At 45.7% G+C, this 21,281-nt stretch carries 19 protein-coding genes; all 19 read right to left on the bottom strand.

The window, feature by feature from the left end; genetic code table 11:
• Positions 1-134: 134 nt before the first annotated feature.
• The 19 genes from MHB43_RS12440 to dapG all read right to left on the bottom strand — a co-directional run bounded on the left by MHB43_RS12440 (position 135) and on the right by dapG (position 20,979).
• Positions 135-872 carry a regulatory protein RecX gene (locus MHB43_RS12440; protein WP_405132048.1) on the bottom strand — a complete coding sequence of 246 codons (738 nt, stop codon included), beginning with the start codon at positions 870-872 and terminating at the stop codon, positions 135-137.
• Positions 873-1,153: 281 nt separating this feature from the next.
• Positions 1,154-2,218, bottom strand: coding sequence for a recombinase RecA (gene recA / locus MHB43_RS12435; RefSeq protein WP_036609261.1), 1,065 nt, complete (start codon positions 2,216-2,218; stop codon positions 1,154-1,156).
• A 242-nt stretch (positions 2,219-2,460) separates the two neighbouring features.
• Complete coding sequence (locus MHB43_RS12430) at positions 2,461-3,717, bottom strand: competence/damage-inducible protein A (protein WP_405132047.1); 1,257 nt, start codon at positions 3,715-3,717, stop codon at positions 2,461-2,463.
• A gap of 107 nt (positions 3,718-3,824) precedes the next feature.
• A complete protein-coding gene (pgsA, locus tag MHB43_RS12425; RefSeq protein WP_221824136.1) occupies positions 3,825-4,412 on the bottom strand; it encodes a CDP-diacylglycerol--glycerol-3-phosphate 3-phosphatidyltransferase in 588 nt (195 codons plus the stop codon).
• Positions 4,413-4,731: 319 nt separating this feature from the next.
• Positions 4,732-5,223, bottom strand: coding sequence for a YajQ family cyclic di-GMP-binding protein (locus tag MHB43_RS12420; protein ID WP_017689115.1), 492 nt, complete (start codon positions 5,221-5,223; stop codon positions 4,732-4,734).
• A gap of 155 nt (positions 5,224-5,378) precedes the next feature.
• Positions 5,379-5,543 (bottom strand): hypothetical protein, encoded by a 165-nt coding sequence (locus MHB43_RS12415; RefSeq protein ID WP_167350848.1) that lies wholly within the window; start codon positions 5,541-5,543, stop codon positions 5,379-5,381.
• A gap of 73 nt (positions 5,544-5,616) precedes the next feature.
• Positions 5,617-6,678, bottom strand: a complete 1,062-nt coding sequence (locus tag MHB43_RS12410) for a RodZ domain-containing protein (protein WP_405132046.1) — start codon at positions 6,676-6,678, stop codon at positions 5,617-5,619.
• 66 nt (positions 6,679-6,744) lie between these two features.
• On the bottom strand, positions 6,745-7,512 hold the full coding sequence (locus MHB43_RS12405; RefSeq protein ID WP_047842510.1) for a DUF3388 domain-containing protein: 768 nt from the start codon (positions 7,510-7,512) through the stop codon (positions 6,745-6,747).
• A 197-nt stretch (positions 7,513-7,709) separates the two neighbouring features.
• Positions 7,710-7,973, bottom strand: a complete 264-nt coding sequence (locus tag MHB43_RS12400) for a DUF3243 domain-containing protein (protein ID WP_076208865.1) — start codon at positions 7,971-7,973, stop codon at positions 7,710-7,712.
• A gap of 164 nt (positions 7,974-8,137) precedes the next feature.
• On the bottom strand, positions 8,138-8,908 hold the full coding sequence (gene ymfI, locus MHB43_RS12395) for an elongation factor P 5-aminopentanone reductase (protein WP_339184120.1): 771 nt from the start codon (positions 8,906-8,908) through the stop codon (positions 8,138-8,140).
• A 1-nt stretch (position 8,909) separates the two neighbouring features.
• A complete protein-coding gene (gene yfmH, locus MHB43_RS12390) occupies positions 8,910-10,190 on the bottom strand; it encodes an EF-P 5-aminopentanol modification-associated protein YfmH (protein WP_405132045.1) in 1,281 nt (426 codons plus the stop codon).
• A 3-nt stretch (positions 10,191-10,193) separates the two neighbouring features.
• Positions 10,194-11,474: an EF-P 5-aminopentanol modification-associated protein YfmF gene (gene yfmF, locus MHB43_RS12385; protein ID WP_289392043.1), complete on the bottom strand. Its 1,281-nt coding sequence runs from the start codon at positions 11,472-11,474 to the stop codon at positions 10,194-10,196.
• A 126-nt stretch (positions 11,475-11,600) separates the two neighbouring features.
• Entirely contained in the window at positions 11,601-12,428 is an 828-nt protein-coding gene (sleB, locus tag MHB43_RS12380) for a spore cortex-lytic enzyme (RefSeq protein ID WP_047842506.1), read from the bottom strand.
• A gap of 198 nt (positions 12,429-12,626) precedes the next feature.
• Entirely contained in the window at positions 12,627-15,365 is a 2,739-nt protein-coding gene (locus MHB43_RS12375; RefSeq protein ID WP_405132044.1) for a DNA translocase FtsK, read from the bottom strand.
• Positions 15,366-15,455: 90 nt separating this feature from the next.
• Positions 15,456-15,686 (bottom strand): YlzJ-like family protein, encoded by a 231-nt coding sequence (locus MHB43_RS12370; protein ID WP_339300723.1) that lies wholly within the window; start codon positions 15,684-15,686, stop codon positions 15,456-15,458.
• Positions 15,683-16,384 (bottom strand): ClpP family protease, encoded by a 702-nt coding sequence (locus tag MHB43_RS12365; RefSeq protein ID WP_405132418.1) that lies wholly within the window; start codon positions 16,382-16,384, stop codon positions 15,683-15,685. The genes MHB43_RS12370 and MHB43_RS12365 overlap by 4 nt, the downstream gene beginning before the upstream one ends.
• A 292-nt stretch (positions 16,385-16,676) precedes the next feature.
• Entirely contained in the window at positions 16,677-18,356 is a 1,680-nt protein-coding gene (locus MHB43_RS12360) for a ribonuclease J (RefSeq protein WP_076208870.1), read from the bottom strand.
• A gap of 476 nt (positions 18,357-18,832) precedes the next feature.
• A complete protein-coding gene (dapA, locus tag MHB43_RS12355; RefSeq protein ID WP_221824148.1) occupies positions 18,833-19,711 on the bottom strand; it encodes a 4-hydroxy-tetrahydrodipicolinate synthase in 879 nt (292 codons plus the stop codon).
• A gap of 47 nt (positions 19,712-19,758) precedes the next feature.
• Complete coding sequence (dapG, locus tag MHB43_RS12350) at positions 19,759-20,979, bottom strand: aspartate kinase (protein WP_036670402.1); 1,221 nt, start codon at positions 20,977-20,979, stop codon at positions 19,759-19,761.
• Between the last annotated feature and the right edge of the window lie 302 nt (positions 20,980-21,281).

Below are 21,281 nucleotides of genomic sequence, written 5' to 3'. Positions count from 1 at the left end.
TGGTATAAATCTTAAGAAACCGAAACCGCTTTTTTGGAAGGAAAAAGGGTTGTCCATTTCTTACAGACTCATGTCCATTTTAGTATTTGACGAAAGAAATTGTCAAGAGAATGCAGTATAGAGACTCTAGTCTGCTAATCCCATAACAACGCTTCGTCATCTTCAGGGTCCCCAGCCTCATCTTCTTCAATTAAACAATTCACGACCCGGCGCACCATATCCATTGAAAAACCACGTCTCATTAGGAAGGGAAGCGTTTTATTTTTCTTCTCTTTGACGTCCCCTTTGACCTGATTCCATTTTTTGCGTCCTGCACTCAAAGCAGTCTCAAATTCCGCATCTGTACTGATCCCTTCTAGTGCCTCAACAATGAGATCATTGGCAATGCCCTTTTGACGCAGCTCTTGCCTTATCCACAGTTTTCCCTTCCGCTTGCCCTCCATACGCTGTCTTGTCCATTCCTTCGCAAATAGATCGTCATCCACCAGGTTCTCCCGCTCTAGCCGATCCAGCGCCTCTTCAATCAAAGGTGCAGCAAACTCCTTCTGACGAAGTTTCTGACTTAATTCATGGCGCGTACGTGGCTTATGTTCCAAAAAACGCAGAGACTGTGCATACGTCCGCTGTCGCTCATCAGCTACAATGATTTCCTCTAGATCCTTCTTCATAAACGTATTACCTTGAGTCATCCTGTATTTAATCATCACATCTTCAAGAACCGTAATGGAGTGGTTGCCAAAAGTGATTCGATAACGAGCTTGCCTGCTCTTCGTTCGTTCTACACGTGTAATAATCAGTTCTTCGTTGTCCGGAAATTGGGATAGGCCGTCCTGTTCTGCTTCTTCATATAAATCCTCGTCATGTTGATCCATTCTGGTCTCCCCTTTCATAACATTTTCATTCTGACTACGCCAAGCATATCTTCACATAAGACATAGAACACTAATAATACAAAAGACCGGGAACTCTGCCCGGCCTTTACTCCACAGTTAGCGTGCCAATAGCCCCTGTCCATTGGGACAGGGGCTGTTGGACAGCACGAGTACCCCACTACAATCCATTATCCAGATTGATCCAAGCTCAATCAGATAAGTTTACGGAGTCCAGTGGGGAACACCCTCAGGATCCTCCCTACAAGGGAGGTTTTGAGAGATTACTCGTTGATTTCAAACAATTCTTGTTCTTCTGCTGCTTCTTTTTGTTGCTCTTCACTCGTTGGCGCAGGAACTGCAGTAACCAAGTTACTGGCTACACGAATTTTTTGTTCAATGATGTCAGCAATATCTTTATGCTCTTTCATGAACTGCTTGGCGTTCTCACGACCTTGTCCTAAACGCTCGCCTTCGTAGGAGTACCATGCACCACTTTTATTAACGATGTCCAGCTCTGTACCAATGTCAATGATACTGCCTTCTCTCGAAATACCCTCGCCATACATGATATCCACTTCCGCTTGTTTAAACGGAGGTGCCACTTTGTTTTTCACAACTTTAATACGAGTACGGTTACCAATCATGTCATTGCCTGATTTGATACTCTCAATACGACGCACATCCAGACGTACTGTGGAATAAAACTTCAGAGCACGACCACCAGGTGTTGTTTCCGGGTTACCAAACATAACGCCGACTTTCTCACGAAGCTGGTTAATGAAGATTGCGATTGTTTTGGATTTGCTGATTGCACCAGACAGTTTACGCAGCGCCTGAGACATCAAACGCGCTTGCAAACCAACGTGTGAATCACCCATTTCGCCTTCAATCTCTGCTTTTGGAACCAATGCGGCTACAGAGTCAATAACGACGATATCTACTGCACCACTGCGTACAAGAGCTTCTGCAATTTCCAGCCCTTGCTCACCCGTATCTGGCTGAGACAGAAGCAATTCATCAATATTAACCCCAAGTTTGCTTGCGTATTGTGGGTCAAGAGCATGCTCGGCATCGATAAATGCAGCTTGTCCACCCGCTCTTTGTACTTCAGCGATAGCATGCAATGCTACGGTTGTTTTACCAGAGGATTCAGGTCCATATATTTCAACAATACGGCCTTTAGGCAAGCCGCCTGTTCCTAATGCAATATCCAAAGCCAAGGAACCGCTGGGAATAATTTCCACATTCATATGAGTGGACTCACCCAGTTTCATGATGGATCCTTTACCAAATTGCTTCTCTATTTGACGGAGCGCCATATCAAGCGCGGCACGACGGTCTGACAATAAGCTCACACCCTTTACTGTTTATAAGATAATGATACCTTGTTTTAACACGTTTGCCAAGCTTTTTTTCGAACATACATTCGTTTTTTTGTAAAGGCCGAGGCGCCTCTTCCTCAAGGAAACTTTCCATTAAACAGAAAAAAGAACCGTAAACAAGGCTGTAAAGCCTAATTCTACGGTTCTTCCGTCTTCCTTAATTATACTTGCTTGAAACTGTAAATGCAATCGAAGCTATTAACTAATCAATCCATCGCCACAAGTTTTTGCCATAAGCGATAGAGAATCGCTTTGGCTGAACGAATGCGAACCGTCTCGCGATTACCATTAATACGCAGCTCATGAATTTCCGTCTCTTTTCCACGTTCAGCAAGAGCGATGAAGACAAGTCCGGGTGGTTTGCGTTCCGAATATCCCGGTCCAGCTACACCGGTAACAGCCAGGCCAAAATCAGCATCGCCAATCATGCGGATCTGCTCAGCAAGCACTTTTGCAACCTCAGGGCTTACCGCCCCAGGTGCATCTTCACCTTCCAGATAATCATGAGGCACATTCAGCAGCTTTTCTTTAATTTCATTGGAGTAACAAACAATTCCACCTTTGAGCATTGATGCGCTTCCGGGTACAGAGGTCAGACTTTGCATGACAAGCCCTCCTGTACAGCTCTCAGCAGCGCTGAGCGTCAGCCCCATGTCAGACATCATGGTTACAATCGTGTACTCTATAGGCACATCCTCGTTCGCGTAGAGATGTTCTGTCAAACGCTCCCGAATCTGAACCTCCATCGCATCCAGCTTCAGCTTCGCCTCTCCCTCACTCGCAGCCTTTGTGGAGACACGTACCGTAACTTCGCCTTCGCTCGCGTAAGGAGCAATCGTAGGGTCTGTCTGCGCGTCAATCAGATCCAGAAGTCGATCTTCCAGAGCAGATTCACCAATACCTGCGAATTTCAGCATTCGGGAATAGATCGGCATCTCTTCAGTGAGTACATGCTGGAACAGCCAAGGTTTGACTTCCTGTTCAAACATTGGAATCAACTCTTTAGGTGGTCCAGGCATCACAACATAATATTTGTCATTGTCAGAAATCGCATTTCCTGCCGCAAGGCCTGTTTCGTTGGCCAGAGGTGTTCCGCCATCAATAACGATCGCCTGACGTCGGTTATTCTCTGTCATGTCCACATTACGATCTCCGAAAAAGCTCTCAATTTTGTCCATAGCCATTCGATCTGTATGCAGTTTCCGGTTAAGAACAGCTGCGAGCGCATCCTTGGTCAGATCATCTTGGGTAGGTCCGATGCCACCGGAAAATAAAATAACGTCTGCACGGCCCTGCGCAATGCGAATAGCTTCACTAAGCCGGTTCAGGTTATCCCCAACCACCGTTTGGAAATATACATCGATCCCCATCGCAGCCAATTCACGGGATAGGTATCTGGCATTGGTATTGACGATTTGTCCAAGCAGTAGCTCTGTGCCAACTGCAATGATTTCTGCCTTCATTGAGCATCCTCCTGTACACGTGGTGAGTGATCAAAGGGCAATAGGATAATTTCCTATTGCCCCTGACCCAATGCTTCCTTCATGATTACCCATTTAAGAACAAACCATTATGCTTTTGTAAAATGAAGCAGGTTTTTGTTTTTGATAAAGTAATCGATACCCGACCAGATGGTAATAAGCGCTGCTGCCCATACCGCGATAATATCGACGTGAATACCCGTGTATGAAAACGGGAAATTGTTCAACAGCAACAGCACAATCGCCACAATCTGCACTACAGTCTTCAGCTTGCCCCAAGCACTGGCGGCAACAACCGAACCATCCAGCAATGCAATTTGACGCAAGCCGGTAACTGCAAATTCACGACTAATAATCACAACTGCAATCCAGGAATCCAGCTTGCCCATCTCCACAAGCGAGATCAAAACTGCAGTAACCAGCAGCTTGTCTGCGAGTGGATCGAGCAGTTTCCCCAGATTGGTAACCATGTTATTTTTCCGCGCAAGGTATCCGTCAATTCCATCTGTGCTTGCGGCGATGATAAAAATAACAGCAGCAATCAGTTGATTATACGGAAGCGACAAGCTTCCAAGCTGCAACGGCTCTGGATAAAATGGAAAATCCACGAGCAGGAACACCATCAAAAAAGGGATTAAGCAAATTCGTGCAAGCGTAATCCGGTTGGGTAAATTCACAAGACGCCCTCCCTCATATCCTCCATTACTCCAAACAATCATCATAATCCCGTTATCATCATCCGGAACATGAAATGTACAGTTTCAATGTCAATCCATATTAACATGATCCCACTATGTAGAAACGCAAAAAATAAAGTCAACCGCTCAAAAGCAAAACGCTTTAAACGTTCCGGTGACTTCCAGAAGATGTACTGCTTTTCACAAAGTCAGCAAACGATGAGGACTGGACTTGATGCTTGACTGCCAGCAATGCACACTTAGTATAATATACGCCCAACACCGTGTCAAAAAACACGTTGGCTACAGAAAGGCCATATTATTTGAAATTCGTATATTGCAAATCCAGAGGCAGGTTAGCACCATTTAACAGCTGCATGACAGCTTGCAAATCATTTTTACTCTTACCAGTTACCCGGAGTTGGTCTCCCTGAATCTGACTCTTTACCTTCATCTTGGAATCCCGAATCAGGATATTGATTTTCTTGGCGATGTCCTGATCAATCCCCTGTTTAAAATTCAGACGCTGGCGGACTGTACCAGAAGACGCTGGCTCTACCTTTGCGTAATCGATGTTTTTCAATGGTAGACCACGCTTCGCCATTTTGGATTGCAGCACGTCAATGACAGCCTTGAGTTTGGTCTCATCATCAGATACGATCGTTAACGCATCCTTATCCAGTTTCAGGCTGCTCTTGCTGCCCTTGAAGTCATAACGAGTGCCAATTTCCTTCTCGGTTTGTGTAACGGCATTTGTCAGTTCTTGCAAGTCCATTTTGGACACGATATCAAATGAATTTTCTGAGCTCAAACCAGTCACCCTTTCAGTTAATCGTATGTTCTGTAACATTATAGAGGATACCTTAAGCAAAAGTCTAATTTCAAGCTGTTTACACAAAGAAAAAAAGCATTTTTGGCTTCCACTTGAAGTGGCTGTCAAAAATGCTTTGCTGGTCCAGCTTCCAACTAATAGCGGCTGCGGTTGGGCTGTCTGAACATATCGAGCACACCCAAAAGTACATGTGCAAGTCCAAAACCCAATATTCCGTAACCCCAAGCACTTGGAGTCAGGTAATAACCCAGGAGGCTGACAATGATCCCTAAACCTGTTACGATCCAGCTGACTGTCACAGCCATCCACCTCACTTCACCAAAAGTTAACTGCAAGTTAAGACACGATTATTGTCTCCTGCAGTTGACCAGGTTATTCGCTACCCGTGGTACCCCCTGTAGCATCCGTTGATCCATTTTCAACACCTGTGGAAGAAGTAGTGCTACTACTGTCTTCACCAAGCTTCAAACGGATCCGATTGGTCGCCTTGCCATCCGTAACAACTTGCCCGCCAACTTCAATCGTGGTCGCTGCAGCGTAACCAGACTTAATATACATGCCTACACTATCCAACTCAAAGGTATAGCTGTCACCTTCGGCTGTGTTACCATACTCCAACTTCTCTCCACTGGAGTTTTCGCCTTTATACACTTCCAGCCAGCTATTACCTGTTGCTTTGATCGTAACCGTTACAGGTTGCCCTGCACTACCGTTAACTTTAAAGTTCGTAATATTCCCTGATTTCCCATCTTCTGCAACAGTCACATTAGACGGTGAATTGTCAGTTGGTTTTTCCTCAGTTTCATCCGTCTGTCCGTCCGTTTGACCATCAGTTTGACCATCAGTTTGACCGTCCGTCTGTCCTTCTGTGTCAGTACCGCCACCGTTACCGCCAGCGTCGCCTTCACCAGTACCGTCAGTACCTGAATCTGTCGCAGGCGGATTAGATGCCTGTCCGTTGTCGGCAGGTTGATCCGGTTTATCTTCAGGCTGTTGTTGACTGTCTGTAATTTTGACTGAATCAAGCCCCTGATTATCTGATTCATCACCATTGTTATACACCACGTATACATACAACAGCACTACGATCAAAACAGGGAATGTCCACATCAGCGCAACAGACATCCACCGATTACTTCGCTCAACCGGACGGCTGGAACGCTTCTGAATAACCGGTTCCATCGTTGCTTCCGTCTCTTCTGCGGGTACGTCTTTTTTGTGTCCCTCCAGCAGCTCATCAGGGTTCAGTCCCACGGTCTCCGCATAGGTTTTGATGAAAGCACGCACATAGAAGCTGCCCGGCAGCACTTTATAGTCTCCTGCTTCTATGGCCTCCAGATACCTCTTGCGAATTTTTGTCATTTCCTGTACATCGTCAAGACTCATCCCTTTTTGCAGCCGGGCCTCCCTTAACTGCTGACCCAGTTCAGACATGCCATCTCCTCCTTATGTTTATCTCTTGAGTTGTTGCTAATCTATTCCATGATTCCGTACGGTTCCTTACAATTCATCGGTGTAGCTAGCCGTAAACGTATCATAAATAATTTCTTCATTCGGATTGTTGCGAAGTTCAATTATAATATCAAAATCATTAAAATCATATTCGGATTCCTGAACAAAAATATCCGGATGTTCAATAACTTTGGTGCTAGGCATGGACATAATATCCTGCAACAAATTGTAATGCCGCTCACTTGAACGAATCGTACTTACAATTCCGTCGATAATGAACACATTGTTCGGGTTCAATTCGTCTTCGGACATTTGACTCCTTATCGTCTGACGAAGAAGTGTGGAGGAAACAAACGTCCATCGCTTCATTGCACATACGCTGCCCGCAATAATAGACTCCGTTTTGCCAACACGAGGCATTCCGCGCAAACCGATGACCTGATTGCCTTCCCTCTTAAATACTTCACCCAAAAAGTCCACAAGTAACCCAAGTTCATCTCGTGTGAAACGAAATGTCTTGCGATCATCCGAGTCACGGTCAATGTATCTGCCATGACGCACGGCCAGAATATCCACCAATTTAGGTTGACGCAAAGCCGAGACGGTGATGCTGTTTACTTTGCCAAGCATTTCACCAAGCAAACGGATCTTTTCATCATCATCCGATTCAAGCAGCATGCCTCGAGTTTTGCCTTCAACACCGTTAATGGTCAATATATTCACTTCAAGCATCCCCAGCATAGAGGCAATATCGCCTAACAAACCAGGTCTGTTCTTATGTATTTTATATTCCATGTACCATTGTTTAGATTCCATTTCAACACCCCGTAATGCATTATTCCACATTATTCGACAGCAACAGAACGTGTCCACTGGACAACAATCTGAGACATCTTCTAAAAATGGGTCACGTTAATGATATATAAAATGAAAATGAATTACAAGAACAGCTCTGTAATCCGTTTGTAATCATTAGAGAAAAGCCCCCTTGCGGGAGCTCTTCATCTGTAATCTTATGCGTTTTGTTTGGCCAATTTGACCATCAGGGTCGCAATCGTACGACGCTCATCTGCATCGCCGACATCCCATAACTCTTTCAATGCCCGGTTGGAATGGTTCGCCGGATCGACTTTCTCATCAAGGAAGTCGCCGATTTCATACGCAAGTTTGTTGATGGTTTCTTCACTCATCCCCATCTTCTCTGCTTGCAGTACGCGGTCACCCAAGAACTTCTTCCATGTGTCAAAACTGGAGAGCACTGTTTTTTCTGTTGACATGATAAATCCTCCTTAGATGACGCTTGAGATTTAAAATCAACAGTTGTAATATGTGCTTTCGAGGCATTTTATATACGGACATTTTGAAAATAATCCGGAAGACGGCTGCTTCTCAGCAACCTTCACCTGTTTCGTTCACAGCCAGTCAAGTTTTCTTGCTTTTCTTACGTTAACCAACCGCCATTTGGACTGATGATCTGCCCATTGATATAACCCGATTCAGGGAGGGCCAGAAAATAAACCAGTGATGAGATTTCATCAGGTTGAGCAAGTCTTCCTGCCGGAATTTCCTCTTCCAGCATCTTCAGTTCACTATGATCCAGATGATTCAGCATGGATGTCTGAACGGCACCAGGAGCAACGGCATTTACGGTTACTCCGGAAGGTGCGAGTTCTTTCGCAAGCGCTTTGGTGAATGCATTCACCCCACCCTTGGTTGTGGAATACAGCACCTCACAAGAAGCACCAGACAGTCCCCAGATCGACGATACATTAATGATTCGGCCATACCTTTGAGAGATCATGTGAGGCATCATTTCCTGTGTACACATAAACGTGCCTTTGAGATTAATCGCCATCACTTCATCCCAGATCTCCTCTGTAACATCAGACAACATCCCATAATGCGAGATTCCTGCATTGTTCACAAGGATATCTGGCATGAGATTATGCGACTCGAGCTTCTCACGCATGCGTTCAATCTGTTCCCGGCTGCGAAGATCCGCAGACACGGTCATGATTTTTCCATTCCCCTGTTCCATACACCGTCTGGCGGCTTCATTGGCTGCTTCATGCGATTTCATATAGTGTATAACAACATTCATTCCCACTCTGGCGAAGCGTTCTGCGATCGCCGCTCCAATGCCACCGCTTGCGCCAGTTACCAGTACAGTCATTTCCCCGATTGCCTTCAATTGTCCTGTTCCCCTCTCCATATCAAGGACTCACGACTAGCGATACAGCCAGTTGATCCCAGCGAATATGCTCTCTCAGTCTGAGATTTACATCTTCCAGTGTAATCGATTCATAGAGCGGGAGCATATTGAAAAAATCACCGCCACGGAATTGCTGACGTGTAAATTCATGCGCAATGTTCTCCGGAGAATTGAGCATACGCAAATATCCGCCTATTTTCTTTTTACGTGCACGTTCAAAATCCTTAGATTCGAACCCTTTTTCTACAATGGCATTCACTTCTTCACGTATACGCGCGAGCAGTTGATCCGGGTCTTTGGTATCCCCACCAATGGCTGAAAATGCATATTGCGGTGAACTGTTATACTCATGTCCAAAGCTGTCCGAGATCAGATCTTCATCGTAAAGCTTCTGAAATAACCGTGTGCTTGAGCCAAACAAAAGATCCATCATCAGCTGCGTTGTCATATCTCGCCGTAACAATTGTTCTCCGGTAAGACCAACGTCCGTCTCCTTGAATCCAAACAGACATTTGGGCAGTGAAACAGCCAGTTTTGCTTCCCGTCTGGCTTCTCCTACCTGCTCAGGCTCCGGTTCGAAGAAACGTTGAATACTCCCCTGTGGCTTATAATCCTTCTGCTTCTGGTTCGATCGAACCATATCAATGACTTCCTGTGGATCTACACCACCCACCACAAACAAGAGCATGTTACTCGGGTGATAGAAGGTGTTATAACACTCATATAACATCTCTTTGGTGATTGTACGGATGGATTCCACCGTTCCTGCAATATCGATATGCACCGGATGTTTCTGATACATGGCCTCAATCAATCCAAAATAAACACGCCAATCCGGATTATCAGCATACATGTCAATTTCCTGTCCAATAATGCCTTTTTCCTTTTCCACGTTCTGATCCGTGAAGTAAGGATTTTGCACAAAGTCGACTAATGTTTGTATATTTTCATTCACATATTCGGTCGCTGAAAACAAATAAACCGTCTGATCAAAGCTCGTAAACGCGTTAGCTGAAGCACCATGAGACGCAAACGTGGCAAAAATATCTCCTGTTGGTTCTTCGAACATTTTATGCTCCAGGAAATGAGCAATCCCATCCGGAACCTTCACTTCTTCCTTTCCTTCAACCTGAAAATGATTATCCACCGATCCATACTTGGTTGCAAACGTAGCATACGTTTTCTGGAATCCCGGTTTAGGCAAAATATAGACATGCAGTCCGTTATCCATTACTTCGTAATATAGTGTCTCCTGCAAATGCTCATACCGAATGCTCTCCACCGATTATTCCTCCTTCTCATCCCGCAAGAAATAAATCGTATCCAGGCGGAATTGTTCTGCCGCCTCACGCACATCTTCCTTGCTAATATGTTCTACCTGAGCCAACAATTCTTCAGCCGTTCTCTCTTTGCCGGACAACTGTCGATTGAAGTCATAAGCGATCATCTCAAAAGCAGAATCCTGCATTTCCTTAAGCAGGTTACGGATCATTGCTTTGGTCTGGGACATTTCCAGATCACTGATTGTACCGCTTTTCATTTCTTCCAGCTGCTGCTTGATGATCGTGACAGCCTTCTCATAATTAGGGATTTCAATCCCGGATTGAATCGTTGCAATGCCCTTATGTCCGTCATATCTCGAAGACGCGTAATACGCCAGACTTTCCTTTTCACGAACATTTACAAACAGTTTGGAATGAGGATAACCACCGAGAATCCCGTTGTACATTAGTGCTGCGGCATACTGAGGATCTCCATAAGTGATAGATGTACGGAGTCCCATATTGAGTTTTCCTTGACTCACATTCAGTCGCTCCACAACGGTCTCCACTTCCTTATCTCCTCGAACCGCTGCCTGTGTCTGATAATCAGAGGAGGACGTTCGATCTACATTGAAATGACGCTGAACAAGGTTCTCGACCTCCTCCAGTGTCGTATCCCCTACCACATACAGATCCATACTCGCTTGTTGCAGCCACTCCTGATAAGACGCAGTCAGTGTGTCAGGCTCAATTCCGGGCAGATCTTTTCGCTCACCCAGTGGATGAAGACGGTACGGCTCGTTCTTACACATTTCCTCAATACTGCGTTCAGCGGCATAGCGCATTTTATCGTTCACGATAGACTCCAGCTTTTTACGAACAGTCTCTCGCTCTGCTTGTACATAAGACGTCCTGAAATGCCCATTCTCCTGTGCAGGTCGTGTAAGAACCTCTCCAAGGAAGGCAAATGAACGATCCAGTAGCTGCTCATCCCCTCCAACAAAGGAATCATTAATGGTATCCATTCGGAACTGTACAATCTGATAATCCCCGCGTTTATAGACATCAAAACCAAAACCCGCTCCATACAGATGCTCCAGTTGCTCACGAAATTGTGTTGTTTCCGGATAGGACTCCGTGCCGCGTCGCAGAACAAAAGGTGTCAGCGCTACTTTGGTTACTGTATCTTCCCGTAAGGGAACTCCTGCATATAACGATATAGCAAACGTTTTAAAACGTTTAGTCGGAAGCACATGTATACGAAACTCTCTCTTGTTACCTCGTTCGAATCCTGATGTATTCAAATGTTAAAACCCCTTTACGGCGTCATTTATCATGCAATCATATTAAGCTAAACGTAACAACCATTTTAACCCATTCAAAAGGCAAGAAGCAACCGAAGTCACGCCTTCTGGTTGCTTCCAACATCATCACATACAAAAGATATGCTGTCCGATTGTTTTCACTTGTGGACGGGTCCAGATCCATTTGGATGTTGCTGTCTTCGGGTTAAAATAATAGAGACATCCACCGGACGGATCCCATCCATTCAGGGCTTGCTCAACTGCCTTTTTGGCTTGTGCGTTCGGTTCCAGATAGATCTGTCCGTCCGCTACAGCCGTAAATGCACCTGGTTGAAAAATTACACCAGAAGGTGTACTTGGAAAACTTGGTGAATTTACGCGATTCAAAATTACTGCTGCTACTGCGACTTGACCTTCAAACGGTTCACCCCGGGCTTCACCATATACAGCGTTAGCCATAATCTTGAGTTCATTCTCTGAGAGACCAAGGGCATTGGCAGATCCCATATTATCTTGCTCTTTATCTGCCGTATTGTTGCTGCCTCCACCCCCACCTGAGGATTCCTTGTGTAGCGGCGGCTCTGTTGGCGACCATTTGGTTGACGCATTGTACAGCTTGAGCTTGGTCTCAGCTCCAACCACACCATCTGCCTTCATGCCAAACTCGGATTGAAACCATTTAACGGATTTCAGTGTGCTGCTGCCAAAATTACTGTCGATTTTACCATTGTAAAATCCCAGGTACTTCAAACGCCCCTGAAGCTCATATACATCCTGACCGTAACTTCCATATTTCACTGTATTGCTGCTAAACGTAGGCAAGGCCTTTTCTTCTACCTGCGGTGTACGCTCGGCTGAACTTTCAGTTGCTGTATTCCCAGGAAGCAAATAACGAATTCCCAATGCGGATATCAGCAAAATAGCAGTGAAAAGCCATAGGTTCATTTTTCGCATCGACTGTGCTCTACCTTTCTCTTGTGGGATTAACAGAATCGCTAAGGTTATTATGACAAGCCTGCTTGTTTCCTATGCACCAAATCATCCGATCTTTGGAGTAGATGGCAAAACTTCAGTCTACTGAGCAAGCAAAAAGCCCTCAACCAATACGGTTGAGGGCTTAAACGATTCGTTGTAACCATGTTACATGTTACACTACGAGCTTATTTTATTCTGCTGATACTGTTCAAGTGAAACCAGTACTTCCCTTGGTTTGCTACCCTCGTAAGGACCAATAACGCCCCGGGTTTCCATGGAGTCAATCAAACGTGCGGCACGGGTGTATCCTACTCGCATTCGACGTTGTAGCAGAGAAACAGACGCTTGCTTGGCCTCCAGAATAATCTGTACTGCCTTTTCGTATAACTCGTCCTGTACTTCATCTTCAGCCTGGATAGAGTCGTCCACCTCAGGTACAAGGGACTCATCATACTGTGCTTCACCTTGACCACGTACGTAGTTTACAATATTCTCGACTTCTTCATCGCTCATAAATGCACCTTGTACACGAACCGGTTTTGATGCGCCCATTGGCATGAACAACATGTCTCCACGGCCCAACAGTTTCTCAGCCCCACCCATATCCAGAATCGTTCGGGAATCGACTTGGGAGGATACGCCGAAGGCAATCCGCGATGGAATGTTAGCCTTGATTACCCCGGTAATAACGTCAACAGAAGGACGTTGTGTGGCAATAATTAGATGGATTCCGGCTGCACGAGCCATCTGAGCAAGTCGTGCAATGGCATCCTCTACATCTCCGGCTGCAACCATCATCAGATCTGCAAGCTCATCCACAATGACAACGATATAAGGCAGAACAGCCGCAGGATTATCTTTCATCAGATTATTGTAACCCTCGACGTTACGTGTGCCTGATTTGGAGAACAGTTCATATCGTTTCTCCATTTCAACCACAATCTTTTTGAGAGCAAGTGACGCTCGTTTAGGATCAGTTACTACTGGTGCCATCAGATGTGGAATTCCGTTATATACGTTCAACTCAACCATCTTGGGATCGACCATCAGGAACTTCACTTCATCCGGCTTGGCTTTGTACAATATGCTGGTAATAATTCCGTTAATACACACCGACTTACCGGAACCTGTAGCACCCGCGACCAGCAAATGGGGCATACGAGCCAAGTTACCAATAATCGTCTGTCCCGAGATATCTCGGCCAAAGGCAATGGTCACTTTGGATTCTGCATCCTGGAACGTTGCTGTCTCCATTACTTCACGCATCGTTACAACCGATACTTCACCATTAGGTACTTCGATACCAATCGCAGACTTTCCGGGAATCGGTGCTTCCATCCGAATATCTTTTGCCGCCAGAGCCAACGCGATATCATCAGTTAGGCTGACAATTCTGCTGACTTTAACACCAATATCAGGTTGAATTTCATACCTTGTAACAGCAGGGCCCCGGACCACTTCAAGCACTTTGGCACGAACACCAAAACTCTCCAGTGTAGCTTCCAGCTTGCGTGCTGTCTGCATATAATCCTTCTGGTCACCCGCCTTGCCCCCATTGTTTGGCTTGGCAAGGAGACGGAATGATGGCAGCTTGTACGGCTTAGGAGGTGGCGGTGTTGGTTTCACCGGTGGTGTGTCCTGCCCTTCAGGAGTTGGAGTATCTGTTCCCTGCATTGCATCATTAGGTACTTCTTCTCCACTCTGAATCTCATCCACAGCATTCATCCCGTTTGTACCCGCATCGGATGCAGACCACTCCGTCTCTACCAGTTCATCCGTTATTTTAATGGCATGCTCGCCCTGTTGTACTACGTTTGGATCGGCCAGATTATCCGGGAAAGGATAAGCATCGTCCAGATCATCTTCAATGCTTGCCTCTTCTGTTCTGACGTGCTCGAAAAAGTCTCGAATGATCGGCGCTGAGTTAGGTTTAGCCTGAACAGGAACACGTGATGAAGCTGATTTGTTCACTACGTCTTCAGTTGCATCCTGCCACGCCTCTAGATTGTGATCTTGTTCGGCGCGGTATACAATCTGTTCTGTTTCTGCCGATTCGACCTCATCCATTTCACGTCCTGATGTCGCCTGTTCCCGTTTAACTCCCCATTTTCCGAAAAGTTGGAAGAATATTGGCGCTTTTCGTTTTGGCAGATGCTGTTCCTCTAATTCATCCTCATACTCGTCTTCGTCATCTTCAACAGGAACAGGTACCACTTTACGAGCGTTACCTTTTTTCCTTCCATCAGATGCTGAAGCAGAACGTGCAGAGGGCCTCGACTCCAGCTTCTTGTACATCGAACTCCCGGCATCCCAGATCTTGGTTCGGAATATTCGAATCAGATCCACATAAGATAGACTTGTAATCAGCATAAAACTGATGATAAACATGACAATCATGATGAGTCTCGCCCCAAGGCTGCCGAACAACCACAGGAAAAGAGCAAATTGCCCAGCCCCGAGATAACCACCGCTGATATCCTTGTTCAGCATGGAGTCCCTCTCCCCTGGCGCAGCAGGGGTTAGCAACTCGGTTTGCATATCATTATGTACCTGCGTAATCACAGCACCAGGCTCAAGCGCACCAACCGGAATGAGCTTCTGGTGCATTGCAGAGACAGTACTCATCAAGGTCAAGGCAAAGACCAGCAATACCAGTCCTGTTTTGCGTGTCGTCCAGCCACTCGGCCATTTCCGGTGAATCATCACCATGAGACCATAATAAATACCAACAAGTGGAATCGCAAAATAAAACTTACCAAGCATCAGTCCGAACATCTTGGAAAGCGAACGTCCAACGGTGGCTTCACCCGATAATGCTATGACAGCAAGGGTAATAAGCACAATTCCGTAAATTTCATATTTTAAAACGCCGCTAAAACCAGCGCCCTTTTTTTTCCTCTTTTTTCTTCTGGCCAAAATCAGGTCACCCCCAGAAGAATATTATACCATACAAATATAATCCGTACATATGTTCTTTTTCTGCTCAATTTGTCTGAATTCGTCGCGTTATGCTGGTCCCAAGTTACCCGAAAGCGGAATGGTCGAACCGGGCATATTAGCAGGATTCAGATAGGCTTCAAGTGGACAATCCAGCAAACGTACAATAACGGCTTCATTGTCATTAACAGGTCTTACCTGCATCAATAAACCATTCATCTTGATCTCCTTTGTATCTTCGCCCTCTTTCCACATTCCCGACCAGAGTTGTTCCGGGGGCATCACGGTATATAATGTCATTGGGTATAACCTCCCGCTTGCAGAGTCTGTCTCTTGTCTCCTATGAGCTGATTTAACTGAGCAATAGCCTGTCCAATCCCGCCCACTGCATCCATTAATCCATGTTTCACTGCATCTGCGCTTCCTACAGCTGTACCAATATCCCGATTCAACTCACCAGTCTTAAACATTAGTTCTTTGAACATCTCTTCAGAGATATTCGAATGCGAAGTCACGAACCGAACAACCCTTTCCTGCATTTTCTCCATATACTCAAACGTTTGAGGTACACCAATGACAAGGCCGTTCATCCGAATCGGATGGATCGTCATCGTTGCACTTCCGGCAATCAGGGAATATGTTGAAGCTACAGCAATCGGTACTCCAATGCTATGCCCACCTCCAATGACCACAGTCACCGTAGGTTTGCTCAGAGAAGCAATCATCTCTGCAATGGCCAGACCCGCCTCTACATCTCCACCTACCGTGTTCAAAATGATCAGTATACCTTCAATGCGCTGATTCTGTTCTGCGGCCACCAGCTGTGGAATGATATGCTCATACTTTGTTGTTTTATTTTGTGGCGGCAAAATCAAATGCCCTTCGACCTGTCCAATAATGGTCATACAGAAAATATTCGACTCACCTGCAGGCGACTGTGTCTGCCCAAATTGCTGAATAGTCTCTGTCACGGGAGAGATAGCCTTGTCCTCCTGCATCGGAATCTCCGGCGCTTCAACTTCCGGTTGATTGGATCTTGACGCCTGTTTGCCATTCATACGTTCATTCATTTCAATAATCCCCTTCTCCAGAAACATTAATGTATTTCCTTAGTATGGGGATTTTTCCAACCGCCTTATACCCGTTACATCAAATTGCTTCACATATTGACCCTATTGCAGTTCTTCCTGAAAACGCAAAAAAAGCCCCTTCTCTACGAGGAACCGTCCAATATTACTCGTAGAGAAGGGGCGACTGTGTGCCTGAATATATGTTTTTGTTTAGCTTATTTTAAACTTCCATGATGATTGGCAAAATCATCGGTCTACGACGAGTTTGCTCATACAGGAAGCGTCCCAGTGCATCTTTAACATTTGTTTTGAGTGAAGCCCACTCGTTAACGTTCTCACTCATCAACTTCTGCAATGTGCTGCTAACGATCCGGTTGGCCTCATCCAGTAGTCCTTCCGATTCACGTACATACACAAATCCGCGAGAGATGATGTCAGGACCGGAAACAATTTTTCCATCCTGTTTGCTCAGGGTTACCACAACAACAAGGATACCATCTTGTGACAACAATTTGCGGTCACGAAGTACAATGTTACCCACATCGCCTACACCCAAGCCGTCGATCAACACATTACCTGCAGTAACTTTACCTGCTCTACGTGCTGCTCCACCTTGAATTTCAATCACTTCACCGATATCCGTGATGAAAATGTTCTCAGGTTCTACCCCTACAGATTCAGCAAGAACCGCGTGGCGACGCTGCATACGGAATTCACCGTGAATTGGCAAGAAGAATTTCGGTTTCATCAGGTTGAGCATCAGTTTCAGCTCTTCCTGGCTACCGTGACCAGATACGTGGACACCACTGTTAGCACCGCTGTAATGCACGTTAGCACCCAGACGGAACAGTTCATCAATTGTACGGCCTACATATTTTTCATTACCTGGAACCGGTGTTGCTGCGATAATGACGGTGTCACCTGGCAGGATGTCCACTTTACGGTGTGTGGAACGAGCCATACGTGTCAGTGCTGACATTGGCTCTCCTTGACTTCCTGTGCAGAGAATCACGACACGATCAGCTGCCATCTTGCCTACTTCTTCAGGTTCAATGATCATGCCATCCGGAATCTCAAGATAACCCAGTTCTGAAGCAATACCAACCACATTCACCATGCTGCGTCCGATAACTGCAACTTTACGTCCAGTCACTTCTGCTGCATTGATCACTTGTTGGATACGGTGTACGTTGGAAGCAAATGTCGCCACAACAACACGTTGACTCGCTTTACGGAAGATATCTTCCAGAACGATACCCACATTTTTCTCCGATGGTGTGAATCCAGGTTTCTCAGCGTTCGTACTGTCGGACAACAGCGCTAACACGCCATTTGTTCCGATCTGTGCCATACGCTGAAGATCTGCATATTGACCATTGACTGGAGTATGGTCGAATTTGAAGTCACCTGTGTGAACAACTGCACCTTCCGGTGTTTCGACACATACACCAACAGAATCCGGAATACTATGATTAGTAGCGAAGAACGATGCTTTCAGAACAGATCCAAGTTGGATCTCGGAATCAGCATCAATCAGAATACGTTTTGTTTCACCCAGCAGATTCGCTTCTTTCAACTTGTTTTCTACAAGTCCAAGCGTAAGTCTTGTTCCGTATACAGGAACATTCAGATGTTTGAGAACATATGGCAGACCACCAATGTGATCCTCATGTCCGTGAGTAAGGATAATTCCTCTTACTTTGTCACGGTTCTCAGTCAGGTAAGAAATGTCAGGGATGACAATATCAATACCAAGCATATCTTCTTCCGGGAATTTAAGACCAGCATCTACGACTACAATGTCGTTGGCGTATTGGATGACGTACATATTTTTACCAATCTCGCCTACGCCGCCCAAAGCAAAAATCATCAGTTTATCGTTATTATTTTTCTTAGACAAATGAATCTAAACCTCCTATGGTAGTTGGACGTCGTACCTTATTATTTATTGTAAGTTAAGAAAAGTAGTCCATACATCACATACCCATCTATGGGGATGAATGCAAAAGAACACCTTTATTCACGATATTTGGAAGAAGTTCTTCGAAGTTATTCCCTTTGACCAACAAGTTGGATTTGAAATTCCCTCTTAGCCGTTCCTTCCTTTTTCACCGCAAAGCTACACCACGAAACGATGTCGCTTTCAATTTCAAAAAAATACCGCACCCAGTCACTTGACATCATTATACATGATTAAAAACAAAAAAAACAAGTCACTCTCTCGTTAACCTGTAGGTTTCCCCTTAGCATTCGAAAAGAAACCTCACATTACTCGTAAAAAAAAGAACCGCAGCCTCGACGAAGAGGAGCGGTTCTTTTGCTAATCTGAAGAATATTGCCATGATTAATAAAATAGTCCTTATGCAGCCAAAATGATTACAAATTAAGCAAACCTTTGATATAAACCTGCTCCTCTTCCGTTGGTGGAATAAGGGGCAATCGTACAGAACCAACGTCTAGACCACGCAATGTCAGCGCATATTTCACCGCTACCGGGTTTGGTAGAGGCTGTGGACACTCAAACAGGCCTTTGAACACTGGGAACAACTGCTGATGAATCTGAGCAGCCTCAAGAGGTGCTCCGCCATAGAAGGCGTCAATCATTTTCTTCATTTCTGCCCCTACGACATGACTGGCCACACTGACAATTCCATGTGCTCCAACCGCAATCGCTGGTAAGCCTGAAGCATCATCACCGGAATAGACTCTGAAATTCTCTGGAGCACTTGCTGCAATCAGCGTAACCTGCTCCATAGACGCACATTCCTTCGTAGCGACGATATTAGGTATCTGCGCAAGACGAAGTGTTGTCGCTGCTGACAGGCTGGTTACAGTACGCCCAGGCACGTTGTAGAGCATAATTGGCAGCTTGGTGGAGCCTGCAATCGCTTCAAAATGTTTGAACAAACCTTCTTGGCTAGGTTTGTTGTAATACGGAACAACCAACAATATGCCATCCACTCCGGCACGTTCAGCTTCCTGTGTCAAATGGATGGAATGTGCCGTGTTATTGCTTCCCGTTCCGGCTATAATTTTGCACCGACCGGCCGCATGTTTCACTGCAAATTCGAATAATTGAACTTTCTCAGTATCACTAAGTGTTGGAGACTCCCCTGTTGTTCCAGAAACCACAAGCGTCTCCGACTTTTGATCTGCAATCAGATAGTCGATTAGACGTGCCGTTTCCTCCCAATGAATCTCTCCTTGTTCATTGAACGGAGTGACCATTGCTGTAATCAATCTTCCAAAGTCCAATTCGATTCCTCCTTCAAAACAGGTTTGGCTCCTCTAACTTCAGTTATTTACAAATGAAGTTCGAATGAGGCGTGAAGTGCCCTCAGGGCCTGAACCATATCTTCTTTTTTTACGAGTACCCAGATCGTTGTATTCGAATCTGCCGATTGCAGGATCTGAATGTCTGCCAGTGTCAAGGACTCCACTATTCGAGCCATAATTCCAGGTACACCATTAATGCCTCCGCCAATGACGGACACTTTGGCACAACCGGACAGGCTTTGTGGCTTGAGACCTATCTCCTGCAATACCTGTATGGCTTTCTCGGAATCACTGTCAAAAACCGTATAGACAACTCCCGAGGGGGTAACATTAATAAAATCAACACTGATTGAATTCTCTGCCATGGTTTTGAACACTTTTAGTTGCAATCGATCTGCACCACCACCAGGCACATCCACCGTAATTTGCGTTACATTGCTCACGTAGGCGATGCCTGTTACATAACGGTCAACAATGCCTGTCTGCACATCCTGAAACCCTTCCGGATGCGTAACCAGCGTTCCTTCCGTGTCTGCAAAAGTAGATCTTACCCGCACTGGAATCTGGGATTGCATCGCAATCTCAACCGCACGTGGATGGATTACCTTGGCCCCGTGGTGGGCCATGTTACATATCTCTGCATAACTCACAACAGTCAGTGGACGTGCATCCTCAACAATTCGCGGATCAGCGGTAAGTATCCCGTTCACATCTGTGTAGATATCCACCATTTCAGCACGTAATGCTGCACCGAGAGCTGTAGCAGACGTATCACTTCCCCCACGACCCAGTGTCGTGAAGTCTCCGTTCTCTGTCTGCCCCTGGAATCCGGTTACAACAACGACACGGCCGAGCTGAAGCTGCTCCAACACACGAACAGGACGGACATCCAATATCCGGGCATTCCCGAAATTGTCGTCCGTCACAAAACCTGCTTGTGCGCCGGTCAGCACTGTAGTTGGAATGCCTTCATGTTCGAGTAAACTGCTCAACGTTGTCGCAGATATGATTTCACCACAGCACAGCAGTAAATCCTTTTCGCGTGCGGATAGTGCGTTTCCGTTCTGTGCAGCCCAGTCCAGCAATGTATCAGTCGCATATGGCTCGCCGCGGCGGCCCATCGCAGACACAACGATGACCAGACTCAATCCTGCTTCAAGTTCACGTTTAACGTGACGGAGCACATGCTCTCTCGCCTGAACAGTGGAGAGAGACGTGCCTCCGAATTTCTGTACCATGATACGCATCTTTATTCCTCCATTTGTGTACGCAAGAAGACTGGACACGGGTCAAATCAACAAATGGATCACTCTAGGGAGCGTTCTGATGCGATAATTCCAGCATTTTATACGAGGTCATGACGCATACATTCACAATAGACCTCTCCCGCTTGCTTAACCTGTACTACCCGCAAGCAGGAATGCCTTATATACAGGAACGTGGACATAGTAGCTGTTCAATCCAGCATATCGTCCCCCATGATTTTCTTTGTCTCTCGAACCCCTTCATTTCTCCAAGCGCATAAACGTTGTCTCCGAATCATTGTTCC

Source organism: Paenibacillus sp. FSL H8-0317 (assembly GCF_045040685.1).
Taxonomy (GTDB): domain Bacteria; phylum Bacillota; class Bacilli; order Paenibacillales; family Paenibacillaceae; genus Paenibacillus.
This window is presented reverse-complemented; position numbering and strand designations above follow the sequence as displayed.